The following is a 19,803-nucleotide window of genomic DNA, read 5'->3' on the forward strand; positions in this document are numbered from 1 at the left end:
CTGGCGCAAAGGATAGGTAAGACGAAATGACGAAACTGCTGACATTATTCCGCTGCATATTATTATCAGGGCTGTTTTTTTGCCCGCCATTATCTGCCGCACCTTTCCCCGCAGCGGCGGAAAACCCCGGCGCTGATGCTTCGCGCCGGGCGATGCAGGATGCCGGACAGCAGGTCAGTGATCTGCTGGAACAGCAGACTTACCGGCAACTGAGCAAGCCGCAGACAACGATCACCCCCGCAGAGCCGTTACTGCGTGCGGCAGAGAATGAACACTGTCTGCCGGTCAGCGGCGTGTATCTCTCCGGTATCACACTGTTATCTCAGGACGATCTCCGCTCACTTTCACCACTGCCCGCAGACTGTATCCGCAGCCGTGACATTAATGTGCTGGTGGCGGAACTGATGGAGCGGTATCTGGAGAAAGGCTATATCACCGCACGGATCCGTTTTCTGCCGGTCAACAGCTATCACGAGCTGGGGATCGGCGTGACGGAAGGAACGGTGGAGCAGATCGACGGCGCGGACAGCGGCATTAATACGTCATTACTGTTTCCTTCTCTGACCGGTAAACCACTGAAAATAACCGAACTGGAGCAGGGGCTGGATCAGGCAAACCGCCTGAAATCCAATCATGTCACGATGGATATTCTGCCCGGCAGCGAACCGGGAGGATCGGTGATTCGGCTGGTTAATCAGCGCGGTACCCCGGCCGGTTTTTCTCTCAGCACGGATAATTACGGGCAGAAAAGTACCGGACGCAACGTTATCCGCGCCGCAGTCACCGCAGACAGCCCGGCCGGATTATCTGATTTTGTCAGCCTGAGCGGCTCCGCCACAACCGATAATCCGGCGGCGCGTTACAGCCGCTCCGGCATGCTGTTTTACTCCGTGCCTTACGGCGCGCTGACGGTCAGCACTTACGGCAGCCTTTCCCGTTACCGCATCACTCAGGCGCTGCGTTATAACCACGTCATTCTGCGCGGGGACAGCGCTCAGGCAGCGCTGCGGGCGGATTATGTCATCTTCCGTAACCGCTCACGGATTGATTCACTGATGGCGCAGATGACACACAAACGCAGCCGCAACTACCTCAATGACACACTGATTGACGTCAGCAGCCCGACCCTGAGTATCGCCGAAGCCGGTTATACCGGGCTGATTCTGGTTCCGGGCGGCGTTATCAGCACCTCTTTATCAGTGGAAAAGGGCACCACACTGTTCGGGGCGGATACCCGGAACACCTTGCCCGGCTCAGATCCGCAGTACACCAAAGGCAAATTCTCACTCAGCTATGTTCAGCAGTTTTCGCTGTCGGAAGACACATATCTGTTCAGCAGTCATCTGGCCGGTCAGTACACACAGGATCACCTCCCCGGGGTGGAGTGGCTGACACTGTCGGATAACAGCGCGATCAGAGGGTTTCACGACGGCTCGTTATCGGCGGATAAGGGATGGTACTGGCAAAACACCCTTTCCCGCCGTTTTGTCTGGCAGGGGATTACGGTAACGCCCCGTGCCGGTGCGGACTACGGACGGGTTATGGCTCAGACCGGGCAGGCGGGATGGCAGTCTGCCGCGGGTATCGCCGCAGGGGTTAATGTCAGTTACGGCGGCGCACAGCTGGATGCGCAAATCAGCCGCGCCCGGACCTCTGTGACGGCACTGCCAGCACAGGACACCCTGTTTTCCCTGCGCCTGGGATATCAGTTCTGATCGGCTCCGTCAGTCGTTGGATGGTAAGGAAATACAATGAAAAAAGAACGCTTTAAACTCTCTTCTTCAGGTAAGGTGGCCGCGTGGATGGCGCTGGCCTTTGTCACGCTGAACAGTGCAGCCGCAGGGATTGTGGCGGACGGCGGCCCGGACGGCCCCGGGGTTTCGCAGGTAAACGGAACGGATATTGTCAATATTACAACGCCGAACAGTAACGGGTTGTCTCATAACCAGTATCTTGATTTTAATGTGGATAACCGGGGCGCGGTCTTTAATAACAGCATGACCGCCGGGCAGTCGCAGCTGGCGGGTATGCTGGAGGCCAACAAAAACCTGAACGGGCAGGCCGCCGGGGTGATCCTCAATGAAGTGGTCAGCCGTAACCCCTCTCTGCTGCTGGGTCAGCAGGAAGTGTTCGGCATGGCGGCGGATCTGATCCTCGCCAACCCGAACGGGATCAGCTGTCAGGGCTGTGGTTTTATCAACACCAATAATGCCGGGCTGATCGTGGGGAATCCGCTGATTGAGAACGGGATGATCAGTGCGTACAGTACGCTGGACAACACGAACTCACTGACGATCGGAAATAACGGGATCACGACCGGTAAGGTGCTGGATCTGGTCGCGCCTGCGATTAATACCGACGGGGAGATCCGCGCGGCGGCACTGAATGTGATCACCGGGAACAATACCGTTTCCGCTGATATGCAGACTATTTCCGCCGGGAAAAACGCGGTTCCGCTGGACAGCTATTATCTGGGCGGCATGCGCGCCGGGAAAATCCGTCTGGTGAATACCGCGCAGGGCAGCGGCGTGAAACTGGCCGGTAATATTGATGCTGTAAATGGTTTCGATGCTCAGTCTCAGGGCGCGCTGACACTCACCGGCGCACAGGTCACCGGCGGGGATATCCGCCTGAGCGGCGATACACTGCGTACCGAAGGACAGCTGCGTAATGAACATCAGCGGACAGAAGACAAACGCAGCGGGCAGTCCGTCACCGGCGAAACCCGGCAGGGGCGTTACACCCGTACCTCACTGGACGGTAAAAACATCACCCTGGTAGCACAGCAGGAAGCCCGGCTGACCGGTACTGATCTGAACGGGATTGAGATCGCCGTTCAGGCAGGAACCATCATGCTCGACAGCGACCAGGTTGCACAGTCAGACACCCGCACCACAAATCAGCGGAAGATGTCGTGGGAAAATAATGAAACCCGCAAAGACGAAAGCATCCGGCAGGAAACCAGCAACCTCCGGGCTGACGGTGATATCCGCCTGACGGCCAAAACCGGTGATATTACCCTGAAAGGGGCAACACTGGCGGCCGGAACGCATCTCAGTGCGGATGCCGGAGGGGATATCCGGCTTGAGAGTGTGACCAACTCGCGCACTCAGACGGTGTCCGGCAATAAACGCAATGAGACGGCAAAACTGCTCAGCGGCACACACGGCGATGTCACGTCAAAAGAGCAACTGGTGAAAACGGAACTGACCGCAGGCGGCAATCTGGGACTGAATGCCGGTCATGACATCCGGGCTCAGGCGGCACAGGTACACGCCGGACAGGATATGATCATCAACACCGGTAATAATCTCACCATCGGTACGCAAACCACGACACAGCATCAGGGGCATACAGAGAATATCACCTCCTGGGGTGGTATCGGCGGTGGTTCCCGTGAGAACCGGGCCACCACAGAAGAGACAGCGCACGGCTCTGACGTTACCGCAGGCGGTAAGCTCTGGCTTTCCGGCGGTAACGGCGTCACTGTTACCGGCAGCAAGGTAAAAAGCACACAGGACAGTCTGGTGCAGACCGGGCAGGGCGCGCTGGTGATTGAAAACGGCATCAGCCGGACGGCGAAACACATTGATAACCGTGATGGCGGTGCGTTTAATATCACCCGCAGTACTCTTCGCGAAAACAGTGAAGATACCCGTGTTGAACGCAGTGAGCTGAAATCAGAGGCTGACCTGCGGCTGGCCGGGAAAAATGATATCACCATTGCCGGAAGCCTGATTGAAAGTGCGGGCACACTGAAAATTGATACCCTTGGCGATATCAATGTCCGTGCGGCACAGGCACAAAAACAGTCTGACAAAACAGAAACCACACTCAAAATCAGCGGCTATGCCAAAGAGGATGAGGACAAACAGTACCGCGCCGGTCTGGACATCAACCATACCCGCGATACACAAAAGCAGGATTCTGTCACGCATCAGGGCAGTGAACTCAAAGGCGGCAGTGTCTCTGTCACCGCCGGAAACGATCTCACGCTTACCGGCTCCTCTCTGACCACCACGCAGGGGGATGCGGCACTTTCCGCTGAAAATATCACCCTGAACGCAGCGGATAACCGTGAGACCCGGACACAGCAGAAAGGGGAATCACACGGCGGTATTTATCTGACCGGCGGCATGGATAAACTCGGCGGCGGGCTGAGCGGTGGTCATACTGAAACCGGCAAGACACAGGAGCAGCATCAGGCGGTCACCTCCGGCACACAGGTGCAGGGCAATCTCACCCTGACCGCCGGTAAAACGCTCTCGCAGGAAGGCGCATCACATACGGTGGGCGGCGCTTATACGGAAACTGCGCAAAACTCGGAGCACCGGGCGGCTCATAACAGTGATCGCACCACGGAAACCCGTAAAGGCGGTGAAGGCAGCCTTGGTGTTTCGCTGGATTACAGCAAAGTCTCCCGTCCGCTGGCCAAAGCCGGTGAAAATATTGCGGAAGGCAATATTGCCGGGGTGGCTGACAGTACCGCTGCCACCGGACTACCGGATATCGGCGTTGATCTGAGCGGTAAAGGGGAAAACCGGCAGACCATCAGCGAAAACACACAGGCGAAAACCACGTCTGTTAATGCAGGATTGGTTGCCGTGAACACCACGGATCGTGTTCTTGATGAAGGAACGCAGTACCGGGCGGATAACGGCGGTATTGCGATCAGCACCGGCGATTATCAGTCAGTGGCCGCAGCGGATACACATCATCACTCTGAATCCGTGACTGAGGGCAAAGGAAGTCTGCGTGTGGCGACATCCACCGGACAGGATGTTTCAGTCAGCGCAGAAGGCAGCGGCGGTCATCGTCTGGCGACAGAGAGCAGCAGTAAAGCGGTGACCGGTTCGCTGTCGGCGAAAGGGGATATCACCGTGCAGGCTGGGCGTGATGCGGCATTGCAGGGCGATACACTGCGTAGTGAGGAAGGACACGTTTCTGTCCGTGCCGGTGATAATCTGACGCTGGATCAGGCGGGTGATACCCACAGCAAAACTGTCAGTGGTTATGATGCCGGGGCGAAGGTAAATGTGGAATCGCTCAACCTGAAAAATGCCGGTGGTGGTCTCAGCGGCGGACGTGAAGTGTACAACGAAAGCGGCACAACGGCGAAAACCGGCGTGACTGAGGGCAAAACCGGCGTGGTATTACAGGCCGGAAACGACCTGACCGCTAACGGTACTAATGTCAGCAGTGACGGGGATGTGACGGTGAAAGGCGGACACAACACGCTGCTTAACAGCGCGGAGAGCACGAATACTATCTCCGGCCATCAGTGGCACGGCGGTGTTCAGGCTAATGGCGGTAAAACAGAGATCGGCAGCAAACCCGGCGGCGGTGCGGATTTCAGTATCAGCAAACAATCTGAAAACGTGACTGACCAGCGCGGCGGCAGTCTGCGCAGCGGTGGTACCGTTTCTGTTTCTGCGGATGGTATGCGGGATGATGCGCTGCATCTGAAAGGGACGCAGATTGATGCAAAAAACACCGCGCTGACCGCCCGTGACGGCGGTATTGTGATTGAATCGGCACAGAAAACCACGGACAAAGCCAACTGGAATGCGGGCGGAAACCTGAATATCGGCACCTCGCGCAGTACAGAAAATCCGGAAACCGGTTCGCGGCATAATATCAGTGCCGGTCTGAAGGGCGGGATCGACAATCAGCAGACGATAACACAGAAAAATGCCCTTGCTGACAGCGGAAATCTCACTCTGAACAGCCGCAATGACACGCGGATTCAGGGCGGAAAACTGACGGCGGATACTGTCAGCGGGCGTGTCGGCGGTGATCTGATCGTGGAAAGCCGGACTAACACCGAATCTGTTCTGAAAGTTGACGCGGATCTGTCGGCGGCACATACCAATGATGAGGGCAGCAGTATCACCTCAAAACTGGCCAATGCCGGTACCCCGAAGTTTGCAGATGACATCAAAGCGGGTCTGGAAAACGGACTGGATAAAGCGGCAGATTCTGTACGGAAAAATGCCGGAGCCGGTGCCGGTACCGTGGCGGACAAGGTGAAATCCGGACTGACATCCCCGGCCGGGATGAACGGCAATGTTAAAGCATCCTTTGAAACCCGCTCCGTGGAACAGGTGGGACAGCAATCCGGTCTGACCGCCCGTGAGCAGGGCAAACTGCGCACCGGCGGCAGCACTATTCTGACCGGTGCGGTGCTGGACGGGCTGCCGGATACGGGGAATACGGAAATGCACTCTGTGGCGGTCAAAGAGACCGGCACCCGCATTCACGGCGAACTCCCGCTCAATGCCGGGCAGGCTGTCAGTGCGGTTAAAGACGGGATCGTCAACGGAAAATCCCCGGTCGGTATTTCTGTCACTAATGATCACAGCAGTGTGAACAGTAAAGTGAAGTAATTATTATGGACGATAACGTATAACGTAGCGTAAACGGCTCTGAATAAGGGCCGTTTTTATTCCGGCTCTATTTTTTGGATTAATTACTTATTTAACTAATTGATTCCAATATTTTAATCATCGTCAAAAAGGGAATGGGAAAGTGCATTATTTAATGTAAAGTTAAATTACCACAATAAGAAATAACGTGTGATATCTGTGTATACTGTGTTTATAAATCACCGGTAATGAGGCGCTAATATGAATGATAAAAAGCTACAACGACGACAGGTTCATGCCGACATGCCGAAATTGATCCCCGCAGCGGGTTTTAACCGGAAATTAAATCTGCCCTCTGAAAACAGCGAACTGACAGCACTGTTTCTGGCCGCCGGTACGCATCAGTTTTTATTGCCGGGCTATGAGGTCAAAGAGGGCTATCAATTTATTAAATCAGGTAAAAAGCAGCAGTACAGGCTGGTGACTACCGGGGATTTACCCGAAACCGTTTATCTGGTTGAGCTTTGCTTCCGCAATGACATCGTTGCCGGTCAGACAAGTTGCACACAAATTAAGGTATGGCGGACAACCAATGACAAACATCAGTCTGCTGTTGCAGACCTGCCGCGGTACTTTTTCCGCTGGCTGCTGGATACCTATTATATTGTGGTTACCGATGAAGAACAAACCGGTGACGGAAGGCGTTTTTGGGAAGTGATGATTTCATGGGCATTGGCCGCCGGTTTTTATGTTTATGCTTCAGATGGCGGAGAGCCGGAAAGGCCACTGTTTGTTATTCAGGATATGGAATCCTTTTTTGAATATTGGAGTGATTTTTGTTGGGGGAATGATCCCGATACCCACACACACCGCTTAATTGTCATCAGTAAAAAAGAAATAAAATAACGATTCCCTGTATTTCCTGTCCCGATCAATTCCCCTCTGAAAAAATAATCCGTAATTTTAACCAAAACACTTATCCGTGATTAAATCGCAAATTAGTGAAATGCACCATATTTTGCGAATAATTCAGTGATTGACTTTGCATTATGCGATCTGCGTAAAAGAAAATTCAGTGGGTAATGGATAGCGTAAGCGCAATTTATAACTCAATGGAAGGTGTTCTCTATGAAACGTAGTGTTTTATCTCTTGCTGTGGGTGCTGCACTGGTGATTTCTGATGCAACGGCGTGTACCACTATTTTTGTCGGTGAAAATGCATCTTCAGATGGTGCGCAATATATTGCCCGCAATGAAGATATGAATCCGGCAAACCCGAAAGTTTTGCAGGTGAATCAGGAAAAAGTAAATAAAGACACTGAGTTTAAAACCAACTTAAATAAATTCACCTATACCCTTCCGGAAAAGGCAATGCGTTATACCACTATCCCGGAATGGAATGATAAAGGTCAGTTCCGTTTCAGTTCCAACGGCTTTAATGACGCCGGTGTCGGGATCAGCGCCACAGAAACGATTTTCGCCAATGAAGCTTCATTAAAAATTGACCCGTATGTCGAAGATACCGGGATTATTGAAGATGCGATTCCGGATGTGGTATTACCGTATGTATCTTCCGCAAAAGAAGGGGTGATGCGGTTAGGGAAAATCATTGAGGAAAAAGGGGCCGGTGAAGGTTTCGGCGTGGCCTTTATTGATAAAGACGGGATCTGGTATCTGGAAACCGGCAGCGGCCACCAGTGGATGGCCGCAAAAATCCCGGCCAATACCTATTATGTCACCGCAAACCAGGGCCGCCTGGAAAAATTTGATATGAATGACAAAGAAAATTACCTGTCATCCCCGACACTGATTTCCTTTGCCGAGAAAAATGGTTTATATGATCCGAAGAAAGACGGTGAGTTTAATTTCAAAAAAGCCTATACCAAAGATGACGCGAAAAGTGACGGTTATTACAACTACCCGCGTGTGTTAGTCCTGCAGAAAATGTATAACCCGGAAATTAAGACAGACTTTAAGGATGTGAAATCCAATGATTTCCCTGTCTTCTTAAAACCGGCGAAAAAACTGGGGCTGGAGGATATTAAAGCCGGGCTGCGCAACCATTATGAAAATGTCGGCACATCCCCGTATGCAACCACCTATCCGGATACCACTAAACGACCAATCTCGGTGTTCAGAACCCAGCACTCCCATATTTTACAGGTGCGCAAAGATTTACCGAAAGAAATCGGGAATGTCCGTTATATTGCCTTCGGTATGCCGACATTATCCGTTTATGTCCCGGTATATTACGGCCCGGACAGCTACGTGGAAGCTTATACCATCGGTTCACCACAGGCGGATAATGCCTCCGCGCACTGGAAATTCCGTAAATTACAGACACTGGCAATGATCGACTTTAATAAATATTCGAAAATTGTGCAGGCGGAATACAGCAAACAGGAAGCTGAGTTTGCCAAAGAACAGCAGGCAATGGAAAAAGAGTATCTGAGTATTTATAAAACAGACCCGGCGAAAGCCAAACAGCTGTTACAGGACTTCCAGAATAAAGTCATGCAGGATGCATTAAATACCACGGATAAACTGACCAATATTATTATGCAGGATCTGACCAATTCCGTGAACGAACGCTACCGCTTTAAAGGCGCATGATGCTGTAAGGGTATTGAAACAAGATTATTGAGATAAATAAAAAACGGCTTCTGTCACCAGAGGCCGTTTTGCTGTTGTCTTTCCGGTCAGTTACCGGCTGACAGCCCGGACAGTCAGTGTAATGCCGTCAACGGCAATCACTTCCACTTCCGTACCGGCAGGCAGCGCTGACTGGCTGTAGACACGCCAGCTGCCGTCTGCCAGACGGATACGGCTGTAACCTTCTTCTGTATCTGTCAGCAGGGCGGCACGCAGGCCGATCAGTTTGTGATTGGCCTGATTTGGTGAACTGCTGTCATCACGCTGGCGGCGGCGCTGAAAATTACGCCACAACACCGCACAGATCACCGTCATCACCGCGAAGATAATGCCCTGCCATTCAAGATTCAGCCCCGGTATAATCCACGTCAGCAGCGCGACAACCAATGCCGCCACGCCGCTCCAGAGCAGATAACCGCCGGTACCGAGCATCTCCAGAATCAGCAGGATGCCGCCGAAACAGAGCCAGAACCAGACCGCCTGTGATGCGATCATCTCAATCATGCGGATTTACCCTGACCTTTAGTGTCTTTTGACACATTGAACATTTCAGCCACACCGCCGATAGCGCCCATCAGATTGCTTGCTTCCAGCGGCATCATAATGACTTTGCTGTTTTCTGCCGCACCGATTTTGGTCAGTGCATCGGTATATTTTTGTGCCACGAAGTAGTTAATAGCCTGCATATTACCGTCAGCGATAGCATCAGATACCATCTGTGTGGCGCGGGCTTCCGCCTCTGCCGCACGTTCACGGGCTTCCGCTTCCAGGAAGGCGGACTGACGCAGACCTTCTGCTTTCAGGATCTGAGACTGTTTTTCACCTTCTGCTTTCAGAATTGCGGCCTGACGTATACCTTCCGCCTCGAGGATATCCGCACGTTTGGTACGTTCTGCTTTCATCTGTGCGTTCATCGCAGACACCAGTTCTTTCGGCGGACGCACGTCACGGATTTCAACACGGGTGATTTTAATCCCCCACGGGTTGGTGGCTTCATCCACAATATGCAGCAGGCGGGAGTTAATGGAATCGCGCTGAGACAACATTTCATCCAGTTCCATTGAACCGAGAACGGTACGGAAGTTGGTCATCGTCAGATTGATAATGGCTAAATTCAGATTACTGACTTCATACGCGGCACGCACCGGGTCAATGACCTGAATAAAGCAGACGGCGTCGATGGTGACGTTGGCGTTATCGCGGGAGATAACTTCCTGTGACGGAATATCGAGAACCTGTTCCATCATATTAATTTTACGGCCGATGCGATCCATAAACGGCACGATGATATGCAGGCCCGGCTGCAGTGTCCGGGTATAGCGGCCAAAACGCTCAACAGTCCACTGAAAGCCCTGCGGTACAGTTTTGACACCGGTCGCGACAATAATGACGGCGATGAGAATAATAATCGGGACAAAACCCAGTGAGAACAAATCCATGAGCCAAAATCCTTATCAGTAATGAGTGAGTTAAATAATTCAGTAAAGCAATTAATTAGTACAGTAACGAGTATAGCTTACGACGATAAGATGCGGCAGTACTGTCTGCGGTTCCCATTGCCGCCATAATATCCATCATGGTTTTGCGCACCTGACCTTCCGCAGCCGCCAGATCTTTCTTCAGGAAGCTGAATAACAGAGCCAGTGATTCATCATTGCGGTGCACTTCATGCAGTTTCAGCGCCAGCTGTACCGCGAGTTCCGCATTCTCCGGATCCGCCGCAAAGGTATTTTGCAGTTCCTGGATTTCCGGGGTGTCTGCGGCCTGCTTTTGTAACTCAATTTGAGATAAGAGACCATGATAGCGTGTATCCTGATCCTGAATCGGGACGGACTTCAATACTTTTTCAGCTTCTTCTGACAGCTTCACTTCCATCAGCGTCTGTGCCAGCAGCAGGGTGATTTCGCTGTTATTACTCTCAGCCTGGTGTGCTTCACGCAGCAGCGGCAGGGCAGCCTGAAAATCGCCGGCTTCAATCAGTTCAATGGCCTGACCGGTTTTGATTTCAGATTCAGACGGCAGGAATTTGGCCAGGAAGTTACGGACAGTCTCTTCATTCTGCGGCCCCTCAAAACCGTCGACCGGCTGCCCCTGATGGAACAGATAGGTGGTTGGCACCGCACGCAGGCCGAATTGTGAGGCGATCATCTGCTCGGTATCGCAGTTCACTCTGGCGAGGATCATCATTCCGGCGTAATCAGCAGCCACTTTTTCCAGAATAGTGCCCAGTTCCTGACACTGCGGGGACTGTGCGGAATGGAAGAAAAAGACCACCGGCACCTGCATTGAAGATTCAATAACCTGGCGTAAATTGGTTTCGTTAACGTCTGTGATATGTGCGTTTGATAACATATTCATTCTCTTAATAAATTGGCGGACTTTTTAATAACATCTGGGCGCAGCGCGGCATTTCAAGCGGCAGAGGACTTTTTGTTCAGTATTTTATCCATCAGCCACAGCGGCAGCAGGCGTCTGAGCCACATCACTATTACGGTAAGGCCCGTAACAGGATAGCGTATTTTCGGGTGCGGGTGTTCCAGGGCGTGGATGACTTTTTTCACCACATCCTCCGGTTTACCGGTAAACAGCCGGGCAATTCCCGGATTTTTTACTGGTTTATCCTGCATCGTTTGTGTGACATTTTCCGTAAAGCGGGTGGTGATCGGCCCCGGTTCAATCAGGCTGACGCGGATCCCGCTGCCGGACAATTCCATCCGCAGGGCATCGGACCAGGCTTCCAGCGCGTATTTGCTGGCGGCATAGGCACCGCGCCCGGGCGTGGAAATCAGCCCCATTACCGAGCTGGTCTGGATGATCCGGCCTTCACCGGTCTGTTTCATGGCGGGCAGCAGCAGGGTGGTCAGCTGGTGTGTGCCGAACAGATTGGCGGAAAACTGCTTTTCCAGATCTTCGCGGCTGACGCTGTCCAGCGGGCCGTACAGACCAAAACCGGCATTATTGAATAAGCCGTACAGGCGGTTATCTGTCAGTGCCAGCACCAGCTCTGCGGCGCGGGCAACACTCTGCGGGCAGTCCAGATCCAGCTCCACCGGCTCAAACCCGAGGCGCGCCATTTCGGCCAGGTCTGCCGGTTTGCGGCAGGCGGCCAGCACACGGTAGCCCCGCTGTTTCAGTGTTTTAGCCGTGCATAGCCCGATACCGCTGGAGCTGCCGGTGATCAAAACTGCTTTTTGCATTTCTTTACCTGCTTAACTGCTTATAAATTATGGATAAATCATTTAGGATAGTCTGACACCCGTTACTGTAAGTAAGGCAGTAGTGTTTTATCCATCCAGTCAGTCACATAAGGCTGTGCTGCCGCGTTCGGGTGTATGCCGTCATCCTGAATCCATTGCGGATTGGTGACGACCGCTTCCATATAAAACGGGATCAGCGGAACGGCATTTTCCTGTGCCAGCGCCGGATAGAGCGCGGAGAACCGATCGGTATAGCGTTTGCCGTAATTCGGCGGGATACGGATCTGCATCAGCAGCGGTTTCGCCCCGGCGGCCTTCACTGCATCAATTGCAGCCTGAAGGTCAGTGCGGGTTTGTGTCAGCGGCAGACCGCGCAGGCCGTCGTTGGCACCCAGTTCAATCAGTACCCATTGCGGCCGGTGCTGCTCCAGCAGTGCGGGCAGACGGGCAAGTCCCTGAGCCGCCGTATTCCCGCTGATACTGCCGTTTATCAGTGTGATACCGTTACCGGCCTGTTGCCAGCGTTGTCCCAGCTGTGCCGCCCACGCCTCTCCGGCCGGAAGGCGGTAACCGGCACTCAGGCTGTCCCCCAGTATCAGTAATGTTCCGGCGGCATACAAATTCCCGCTGAACAGCAGCAGAAAAAGGAAACAGAGATGGCAGCGGAGCCTATTCTTGAAATTGATCATCTTATTAAGCGCGTCGGTCAGGGTGATAATGAGATCACTATATTGCAGGGTGCCGGGTTGGTTGTCGAGTCTGAAGAGACAATCGCGCTGGTGGGGGAATCCGGATCCGGAAAATCAACTCTGCTCGGCATTATCGCCGGTCTGGATGACGCGACCTCCGGTGAGGTGAAACTGCTCGGGCAGTCACTGCCGCAGCTGGATGAGGAAGCGCGGGCAAAACTGCGGGCGCGGGATGTCGGCTTTGTGTTTCAATCCTTTATGCTGATCCCGACCCTTAATGCCCTGGAAAATGTCCAGCTTCCTGCGCTGCTGCGCGGTGAGTCCGAATCCGTCAGCCGGGAGAATGCAGAGCAGTTGCTGATCCAGCTAGGGCTGGAAAAACGCCTGAAGCATATGCCTGCCCAGCTTTCCGGCGGGGAACAGCAGCGCGTGGCTATCGCCCGTGCATTCTCGACCCGGCCGAAAATTCTGTTTGCCGATGAGCCGACCGGCAACCTCGACCGCCGCACCGGCGACAAAATTGCCGATTTGCTGTTTTCGCTCAACCGCGACTATGGCACCACCCTGATTCTGGTCACGCATGATCTGACCCTCGCTGCCCGCTGTCAGCGGCGGCTGAAACTGTCAGACGGTAAGCTGGAGGAACTGGCATGATCTGGCGCTGGTTCTGGCGGGAGTGGCGTACGCCGTCTCTGCTGGTGGTCTGGCTGTCACTGACGCTGGCGGTGGCCTGTGTGCTGGCACTGGGACGTGCCGGTGATCGTATTAATCAAAGTGTGAACTATCAGAGCCGTGACTATCTGGCCGGTGATCTGGTACTGCGCGGCTCGCATCCCGCGGATGAAACCTGGCTGAAAAAGGCACAGGAAAGCGGTCTGGCGCTCAGTCAGCAGATGAGTTTCAACACTATGGTATTTGCCAATGACGTGCCGCAGCTGGTGTATGTCAAAGCGGCGGATGACGCTTATCCGCTGTACGGCGAGCTGGAAACCGACCCTCCCGGCCTGAAACCTGCACGGGGGGAGATTCTGATCGCGCCGCGTCTGGCAGAGCTGCTCTCGGTAAAACCGGGACAGATGCTGGAAGTGGGGGATACCGATCTGAAAATTGCCGGTTTTCTTATTCAGGAGCCGGACAGCGGTTTTAACCCGTTTCAGATGGCGCCCCGTGTGCTGATCAATTTACAGGATGTGGAAGCCACCGGTGCCGTACAGCCGGGCAGCCGCCTGACCTACCGCGATATGTTTGCCGGTGCGCCGGATGCGGTGGCGGTGTTTAAACAGCAGTATGAAGATGCGCTGCGGATTGACCAGCGTTGGGTCACCCTGAAACAGGAAGGCGGGGCGCTGGCGAAGTCGATCGATCGCGCTCAGCAGTTCCTGGTGCTCTCTGCGCTGCTGACATTGTTGCTGGCGATCGCCGCAGTGGCGGTTGCTATGTCGCATTACTGCCGCAGCCGTCACACCCTGATTGCCGTACTGAAAACACTCGGAGCCGGGCGGCGCGAGCTGCGTTACTGGGTGGTCGGCCAGTGGGCGGTGCTGATGGCGGCAGCAATGGTTGCCGGATCTCTGCTGGGACTGATTTTTGATGCAATCCTGATGAGCCTGCTGGCACCGCTGCTGCCGAAGGCGCTGCCGGATCCGGGATTATGGCCGTGGGCGTGGGCACTGCTGACACTGCTTGCCATCACGTTGCTGGTGGGCGCACGGCCTTACCGCCAGCTGATGCTGACACAACCGACCCGCGTACTGCGTGATGATGTGGTGGCGCCGGTCTGGCCGCTGCGCTGGTATCTGCCGCTGGCGGTGCTGATTGTGGCAGGCGGGCTGGCGGTGCTGACCAATGCCTCGTTTCTGCTCTGGGCGGTGCTGGCCGGGGTGGTATTGATCGCCGCACTGCTGGCGGTGGCCGGTTACGGCGGGTTATGGCTGCTGGCAAAAATCCCGTTCCGTGCGCTGAGTCTGCGCCTGGCTGTCCGCCGTCTGCTGCGCCAGCCCGGCCAGACACTGGTACAGACCGGGGCGTTCGCGCTCTCTTTTATGCTGCTGGGATTGCTGGTGATGGTCCGCGGTGATCTGATCGGGCGCTGGCAGCAGCAACTGCCGCCGGATACGCCGAACTATTTCCTCGTGAATATGACTGAAGAACAGATAACGCCGGCCAATCAGCTGCTGGCCTCACATAATGTGACGCCGTCAGAATATTACCCGGTGGTGCTGGCGCGGCTGTCCGGCATTAACGGCGAAACTGCGCTGGCGTGGGCGGATGCGCGTGATCCGGGCAATAATACAGTCCGCCGCGAACTGAGCCTCACCTGGCAGGAATCGCTGCCGCCGCTCAATGAGCTGGTGGACGGTACCTGGCCGCCGAAACCCGGGGAAGTCTCAATTGAGATGGAAGTGGTCAAAGAACTCGGGCTGAAAGTCGGGGATACCCTGACCTTTACCGGTGATACCCGGCCGTTTACCGTGACTGTCAGCAGTGTGAGGCAGGTGGACTGGGAAAGTATGCGGCCTAATTTCTTTTTCATCTTTAATCACGCCTCGCTGGAAAACCAGAGCGCCATGTGGCTGACCAGCTTTCACTATGACGGCAATGACGGGTTAATCACTCAGATGAACCGCAAGTATCCGTCCATCAGTATTTTTGATACCGGATCGATGCTGAAACAGATCCAGACTATTCTCGCGCAGGTCAGCCGTGCGCTGGAAGCGATGGTGGTACTGGTGCTGATTTGCGGCGTGCTGTTACTGCTGGCACAGATTCAGGTGGGGATGAACCAGCGCCGGACAGAGCTGGTGGTATACCGCACGCTCGGGGCCGGTAAACGCCTGTTGCGGCGCACGCTGTGGAGTGAGTTTGCCTTGCTGGGCGCGATGGCCGGAGTGGTCGCGGCGCTCGGAGCGGAGACAGCCCTGTGGCTGTTGCAGACCCGCGTGTTTGATTTTCCGTGGCAGCCGCAGTGGCCGCTGTGGGTCGGGCTGCCGCTGGCCGGTGGTTTCCTGCTGTCACTCTGCGGCAGCGTGCTGGGGATCCGCCTGCTCGGGGACTCTCAGCAATACCGCCGCCTGCAGAGTTAGTCCGGCGATGATGTGTATGCTCTGACCGGTTTGTGTTGTGGTGGCCGCATAAAGAATGTGGCCGCCAGAATCACAATCACCGGCAGGGCAATCAGCAGAAACGCAGGGGTAAAGCTGCCGCTGTAATCCTTGACGGCACCGGCAAAGAACGGAGCCAGACAGGCAAAGGTGGAAATCAGGTTCACCACAGAGAACAGCTCCAGATACGGACCACGGCCGAAATAGTTTGCCAGCAGCACACTCGAGGCCAGGAATGTCATGCCGTAACCAATCCCCACCAGCACGGTAAACAGGATCAGCAGCGGCCAGTTGGTCGCGATACTCAGTGTCAGCACACCGAATGTGATAGTGGCGAGGCTGATAATCAGCAGTTTTTTCGGCTCCAGCCACTCCCCGATAGCGCCGCCGGCCAGCCGGGAAAAGGCGTTAATAAAGGCCATGGTACTGAGCAGCGTGGCGGCAACGGTTTCACTGAACCCCTTATCCATAATATGCGGCACGGCAAAGCTGTTTACGGTGAATCCGCACCATAAAAACGCGGTATAAGAGGCGGCGATGACATAAAACTGCCAGGTTCTCAGCGCCTGACGGGCACTCCAGCGCGCCTGACTGCGGTAGATGCGGGAACTCTGTTTTTTCTGCTGCCACATGACAGCACGGGCGTGAGTAATTTCACGGCGGCCTTCCCGCATCACCAGCAGGGTGATCAGAGTGACAACGGCCAGCGTCAGAGCGGAGATCAGCCAGTGGATCCGCCAGGAGCCGAACACATGCGCAGCGAGAAAATAGATCCACGGCCCGACTACGCCGCCCAGCCCGCCAAGGGTAAAGTAAAAACCAAACGCCAGCGACTGACGGCTGAACAGCCGCGAAATCACATAAGTGCCCGGAACGGTGGCCATAAAGGTAAAACCAATCCCGAGAAAGGCGGTACCGATAAAATAGCGCTGAATTGACTGTGTGGTGTACAGGCTGTAAAACCCGGCCAGAAACAGCAGCAGCCCGGCCAGCAGCGTCAGGCGGACATTGGTTTTACGGATGAGAAGACTTGGCAGAAAGCTGGATAGCCCGCAGGTCAGCCCGAGCAGGGTGAATCCGAAACCGGCGTCTGTCCAGCTCCAGTTCAGCTCTCTGAGCATGCCGGGTAAGACCACGCCTAATGAGGTAAAGGTGGTGGCAGTGGTGAGGAAATAAACCAGCCCCAGCAGGGTGAGTATAGTCCATTGATAAACAGGACCTAAGCGGCGATCTGACGAAAACATCCCGGCTCCGGAAACGGCGTAAAAAGCAAAATGCCCGGCTGAACACCGGGCATCAGAATGGGGCTATTGTCGCCGGAAACCGTGCCGACTACCAGCTTAATATTGTTTTCGCCCAGTCCGCAGAGGATTGATATTCCGGCGGTAAATCCTGTGCCAGCCCGCTGAGTGCCGCGATAAGCTGTGCCGGATCGGGATGAGTCAGGTTAATGTGACCGACCTTACGCGCCGGGCGCACTTCTTTGTCATACCAGTGCAGATGCGCCAGCGGCTGTGCCAGCCACTGTGTATTCAGTTCTGTGCCGATAATATTCACCATGACCGCCGGGGCGGTGACAACCGGCTGCGGCAGCGGCAGATCCAGAATCGCCCGCAGATGCAGCTCAAACTGGCTGACAGACGCACCGTTTTGTGTCCAGTGGCCGCTGTTATGCACTCGCGGTGCCAGTTCGTTGATCAGCAGGCCGTCCTCTGTGACAAAACACTCCATAGCCATCACACCGGTATAATCCAGCTCAGTGAGGATCGCCCCCAGCATCTGCTCAGCCTGTGTCTGAAGCGGGTTTTGTGTCTGCGGGAAGGCCACGCTCATACGCAGAATGCCCTCTTCGTGATGGTTACGGGTCAGCGGGTAAAACACACATTCCCCGGCGCGGTTACGGGCACCGACCACCGACACTTCACCGGAAAACAGAATGCCTTTCTCGGCAATACATTCGCCGTAAATCTCCGGCGGCAGAGCAGCTTCATCACCGGGACGCACCCGCCACTGACCACGTCCGTCATAACCGCCGGTACGGCGTTTGACGATGATAAAGTCCCCGAGACGGGCAAAAATGTCCGGCCATTCATCCGGAGAGGAGAGCGGCTGCCACGGTGAGGTGGCGAGATGCAGATCGTCCATTAGCGTTTTTTGCGGCAGGCGGTCGGCCAGGCGCGGAAAAATATCGCGGTTGATAAAGGCAGGGTGCTGCTCCAGCACCTGTGTCAGCGCGGTCTGCGGCCACTGCTCAATTTCAGCGGTGATCACGCTGTGCTGATAAGGGACGGCTTCCGGCTCGGCATCTAACCCGACCGGATAAACCGAAATCCCCAGCGGCTCACCGGCCTGGCGCAGCATCCGGCCCAGCTGGCCGTTTCCCAGAACACACACCGGTTTCATCAGTTGGCCTCCCGCGGATCCGGGTGGCTGAGGACATCATCGGTCTGTGCATTACGCCATGCTGTCAGGCGGGTAAGCAGCGCCTCATCATGCAGGGCGAGGATCTGTGCGGCGAGCAGGGCGGCATTGGCGGCACCGGCTTTGCCGATGGCCAGCGTACCGACCGGAATGCCTTTCGGCATCTGCACAATGGAATAGAGACTGTCGACACCGCTGAGCGCGGCACTCTGCACCGGCACACCCAGTACCGGTACGAGGGTTTTCGCCGCCAGCATCCCCGGCAGATGCGCGGCACCACCGGCACCGGCAATGATCACATCAAACCCGTTCTGTTTTGCGGTTTCAGCAAAGGAAAACAGTTTGTCCGGCGTGCGGTGCGCGGAAACCACTTCTGTGTGATAAGGCACCTGAAGCATATCGAGGATCGCTGCGGCGTGTTCCATGGTGCTCCAGTCACTTTTGGATCCCATAACAATAGCCACTTTGGCTGCCGGTGAGTGTTGTTGCGAAGAGGCGGCGTTCATGTTTTCGGTGCTCCTGTACATCCCGCGTCACGAAAATTGACAGACGTCCGGCCGTTGGCCGGTTAAGAAGACGGGCATAATATCACGGTAAATCACGAAGGAAAACGTTTGCGTCACGGATTTTTCACAAATACGGGGAGATAACGGCTCAGAACGGAAAGAAGATCAGTGAAATGCTATCCGGGGTGATTTTAAAGGCAGAACCCTGTGAGTGCCACGCGCCGAGGACACCGCGAAAGTGCGTTTCGCCGTCAGCGGAGACATCATGCACCGCAGGACGGTGAGTGTGGCCGTGGATCATCCAGCGGGTCCGGTACTGACGGAATGCCTTCATCACCTCGTTCTGATTCACATCCATAATCGCTTCGCTTTTGCGCTGATTGGCAGACTGACTGCCCGCGCGCATTTTCTTCGCGATTTTCAGGCGCAGCGACAGCGGCAGCCACAGAAACAGGCGCTGGATCCACGGAGTGTGAACGCGCTGACGATAATGCTGGTAGTCCGTATCATCCGTGCAGAGGGTATCGCCGTGCAGGATCAGGATCTGATGCCCTTCGGCTTCAATTACCTGCGTGTCCGGCAGCAGGGTCATGCCGCACTGACGGGCATAGCGCTCACCCAGCAGGAAATCACGGTTACCGCAGATAAAGAAGATCTTCACGCCGCTGTCACTGAGGGATTTCAGTGCATCAGCCACGGTTTTATGCAGCGGGTTCGGGTCATCATCACCAATCCAGTAATCAAAAAAATCGCCGAGGATATAGAGCTGTGATGCGTGAACCGCCTGTTCCCGCAGGAAACGAAGAAAGCCGGCGGTGATCGCCGGCTCCTGCTCATTTAAATGCAAATCTGCAATAATAAGCGTGGTCATA

General features: G+C 54.9%; 15 protein-coding genes. 6 read left to right on the forward strand and 9 right to left on the reverse strand.

Features of this window, described 5'->3' with window-relative positions:
• The first annotated feature begins 26 nt into the window (after positions 1-26).
• The 4 genes from ACSBQN_RS01610 to ACSBQN_RS01625 all read left to right on the forward strand — a co-directional run bounded on the left by ACSBQN_RS01610 (position 27) and on the right by ACSBQN_RS01625 (position 8,978).
• Complete coding sequence (locus tag ACSBQN_RS01610; RefSeq protein ID WP_036406439.1) at positions 27-1,715, forward strand: ShlB/FhaC/HecB family hemolysin secretion/activation protein; 1,689 nt, start codon at positions 27-29, stop codon at positions 1,713-1,715.
• A gap of 36 nt (positions 1,716-1,751) precedes the next feature.
• The gene (locus tag ACSBQN_RS01615) at positions 1,752-6,386 is read left to right on the forward strand and encodes a hemagglutinin repeat-containing protein (RefSeq protein ID WP_354633170.1); all 4,635 of its coding nucleotides are present in this window, start codon (positions 1,752-1,754) and stop codon (positions 6,384-6,386) included.
• 240 nt (positions 6,387-6,626) lie between these two features.
• Positions 6,627-7,271 (forward strand): hypothetical protein, encoded by a 645-nt coding sequence (locus ACSBQN_RS01620; protein WP_036406434.1) that lies wholly within the window; start codon positions 6,627-6,629, stop codon positions 7,269-7,271.
• A gap of 222 nt (positions 7,272-7,493) precedes the next feature.
• Positions 7,494-8,978 carry a C69 family dipeptidase gene (locus ACSBQN_RS01625; RefSeq protein WP_004237652.1) on the forward strand — a complete coding sequence of 495 codons (1,485 nt, stop codon included), beginning with the start codon at positions 7,494-7,496 and terminating at the stop codon, positions 8,976-8,978.
• A 90-nt stretch (positions 8,979-9,068) separates the two neighbouring features.
• Here ACSBQN_RS01625 and ACSBQN_RS01630 read toward each other — a convergent pair whose 3' ends face one another.
• The 5 genes from ACSBQN_RS01630 to tesA all read right to left on the reverse strand — a co-directional run bounded on the left by ACSBQN_RS01630 (position 9,069) and on the right by tesA (position 12,903).
• Positions 9,069-9,521 (reverse strand): NfeD family protein, encoded by a 453-nt coding sequence (locus ACSBQN_RS01630; protein ID WP_024475082.1) that lies wholly within the window; start codon positions 9,519-9,521, stop codon positions 9,069-9,071.
• Complete coding sequence (locus tag ACSBQN_RS01635; protein ID WP_024475083.1) at positions 9,518-10,456, reverse strand: SPFH domain-containing protein; 939 nt, start codon at positions 10,454-10,456, stop codon at positions 9,518-9,520. The genes ACSBQN_RS01630 and ACSBQN_RS01635 overlap by 4 nt, the downstream gene beginning before the upstream one ends.
• Before the next feature lie 55 nt (positions 10,457-10,511).
• Positions 10,512-11,369, reverse strand: a complete 858-nt coding sequence (locus ACSBQN_RS01640) for a co-chaperone YbbN (protein WP_036406604.1) — start codon at positions 11,367-11,369, stop codon at positions 10,512-10,514.
• 59 nt (positions 11,370-11,428) lie between these two features.
• Positions 11,429-12,214: an SDR family oxidoreductase gene (locus ACSBQN_RS01645; RefSeq protein WP_354633171.1), complete on the reverse strand. Its 786-nt coding sequence runs from the start codon at positions 12,212-12,214 to the stop codon at positions 11,429-11,431.
• Between the two features lie 62 nt (positions 12,215-12,276).
• A complete protein-coding gene (gene tesA, locus ACSBQN_RS01650; protein ID WP_036406601.1) occupies positions 12,277-12,903 on the reverse strand; it encodes a multifunctional acyl-CoA thioesterase I/protease I/lysophospholipase L1 in 627 nt (208 codons plus the stop codon).
• Here tesA and ybbA point away from each other — a divergent pair.
• Positions 12,871-13,557, forward strand: a complete 687-nt coding sequence (ybbA, locus tag ACSBQN_RS01655; RefSeq protein WP_036406429.1) for a putative ABC transporter ATP-binding protein YbbA — start codon at positions 12,871-12,873, stop codon at positions 13,555-13,557. The two genes, tesA and ybbA, sit on opposite strands and share 33 nt — an antisense overlap.
• Positions 13,554-15,986: a putative ABC transporter permease subunit YbbP gene (gene ybbP, locus ACSBQN_RS01660; protein ID WP_214167133.1), complete on the forward strand. Its 2,433-nt coding sequence runs from the start codon at positions 13,554-13,556 to the stop codon at positions 15,984-15,986. The genes ybbA and ybbP overlap by 4 nt, the downstream gene beginning before the upstream one ends.
• Here the strand turns inward: ybbP and ACSBQN_RS01665 are convergent.
• From ACSBQN_RS01665 to ACSBQN_RS01680, 4 genes are all read right to left on the reverse strand, one after another.
• Positions 15,983-17,248 (reverse strand): MFS transporter, encoded by a 1,266-nt coding sequence (locus tag ACSBQN_RS01665; RefSeq protein WP_214167132.1) that lies wholly within the window; start codon positions 17,246-17,248, stop codon positions 15,983-15,985. The two genes, ybbP and ACSBQN_RS01665, sit on opposite strands and share 4 nt — an antisense overlap.
• Before the next feature lie 88 nt (positions 17,249-17,336).
• Positions 17,337-18,407 (reverse strand): 5-(carboxyamino)imidazole ribonucleotide synthase, encoded by a 1,071-nt coding sequence (gene purK, locus ACSBQN_RS01670; RefSeq protein WP_214167131.1) that lies wholly within the window; start codon positions 18,405-18,407, stop codon positions 17,337-17,339.
• Entirely contained in the window at positions 18,407-18,931 is a 525-nt protein-coding gene (purE, locus tag ACSBQN_RS01675) for a 5-(carboxyamino)imidazole ribonucleotide mutase (RefSeq protein ID WP_015422943.1), read from the reverse strand. The genes purK and purE overlap by 1 nt, the downstream gene beginning before the upstream one ends.
• A 148-nt stretch (positions 18,932-19,079) precedes the next feature.
• Entirely contained in the window at positions 19,080-19,802 is a 723-nt protein-coding gene (locus tag ACSBQN_RS01680; RefSeq protein WP_004237665.1) for a UDP-2,3-diacylglucosamine diphosphatase, read from the reverse strand.
• Between the last annotated feature and the right edge of the window lies 1 nt (position 19,803).

The organism is Morganella sp. B601, assembly GCF_051172335.1.
GTDB lineage: Bacteria > Pseudomonadota > Gammaproteobacteria > Enterobacterales > Enterobacteriaceae > Morganella > Morganella morganii.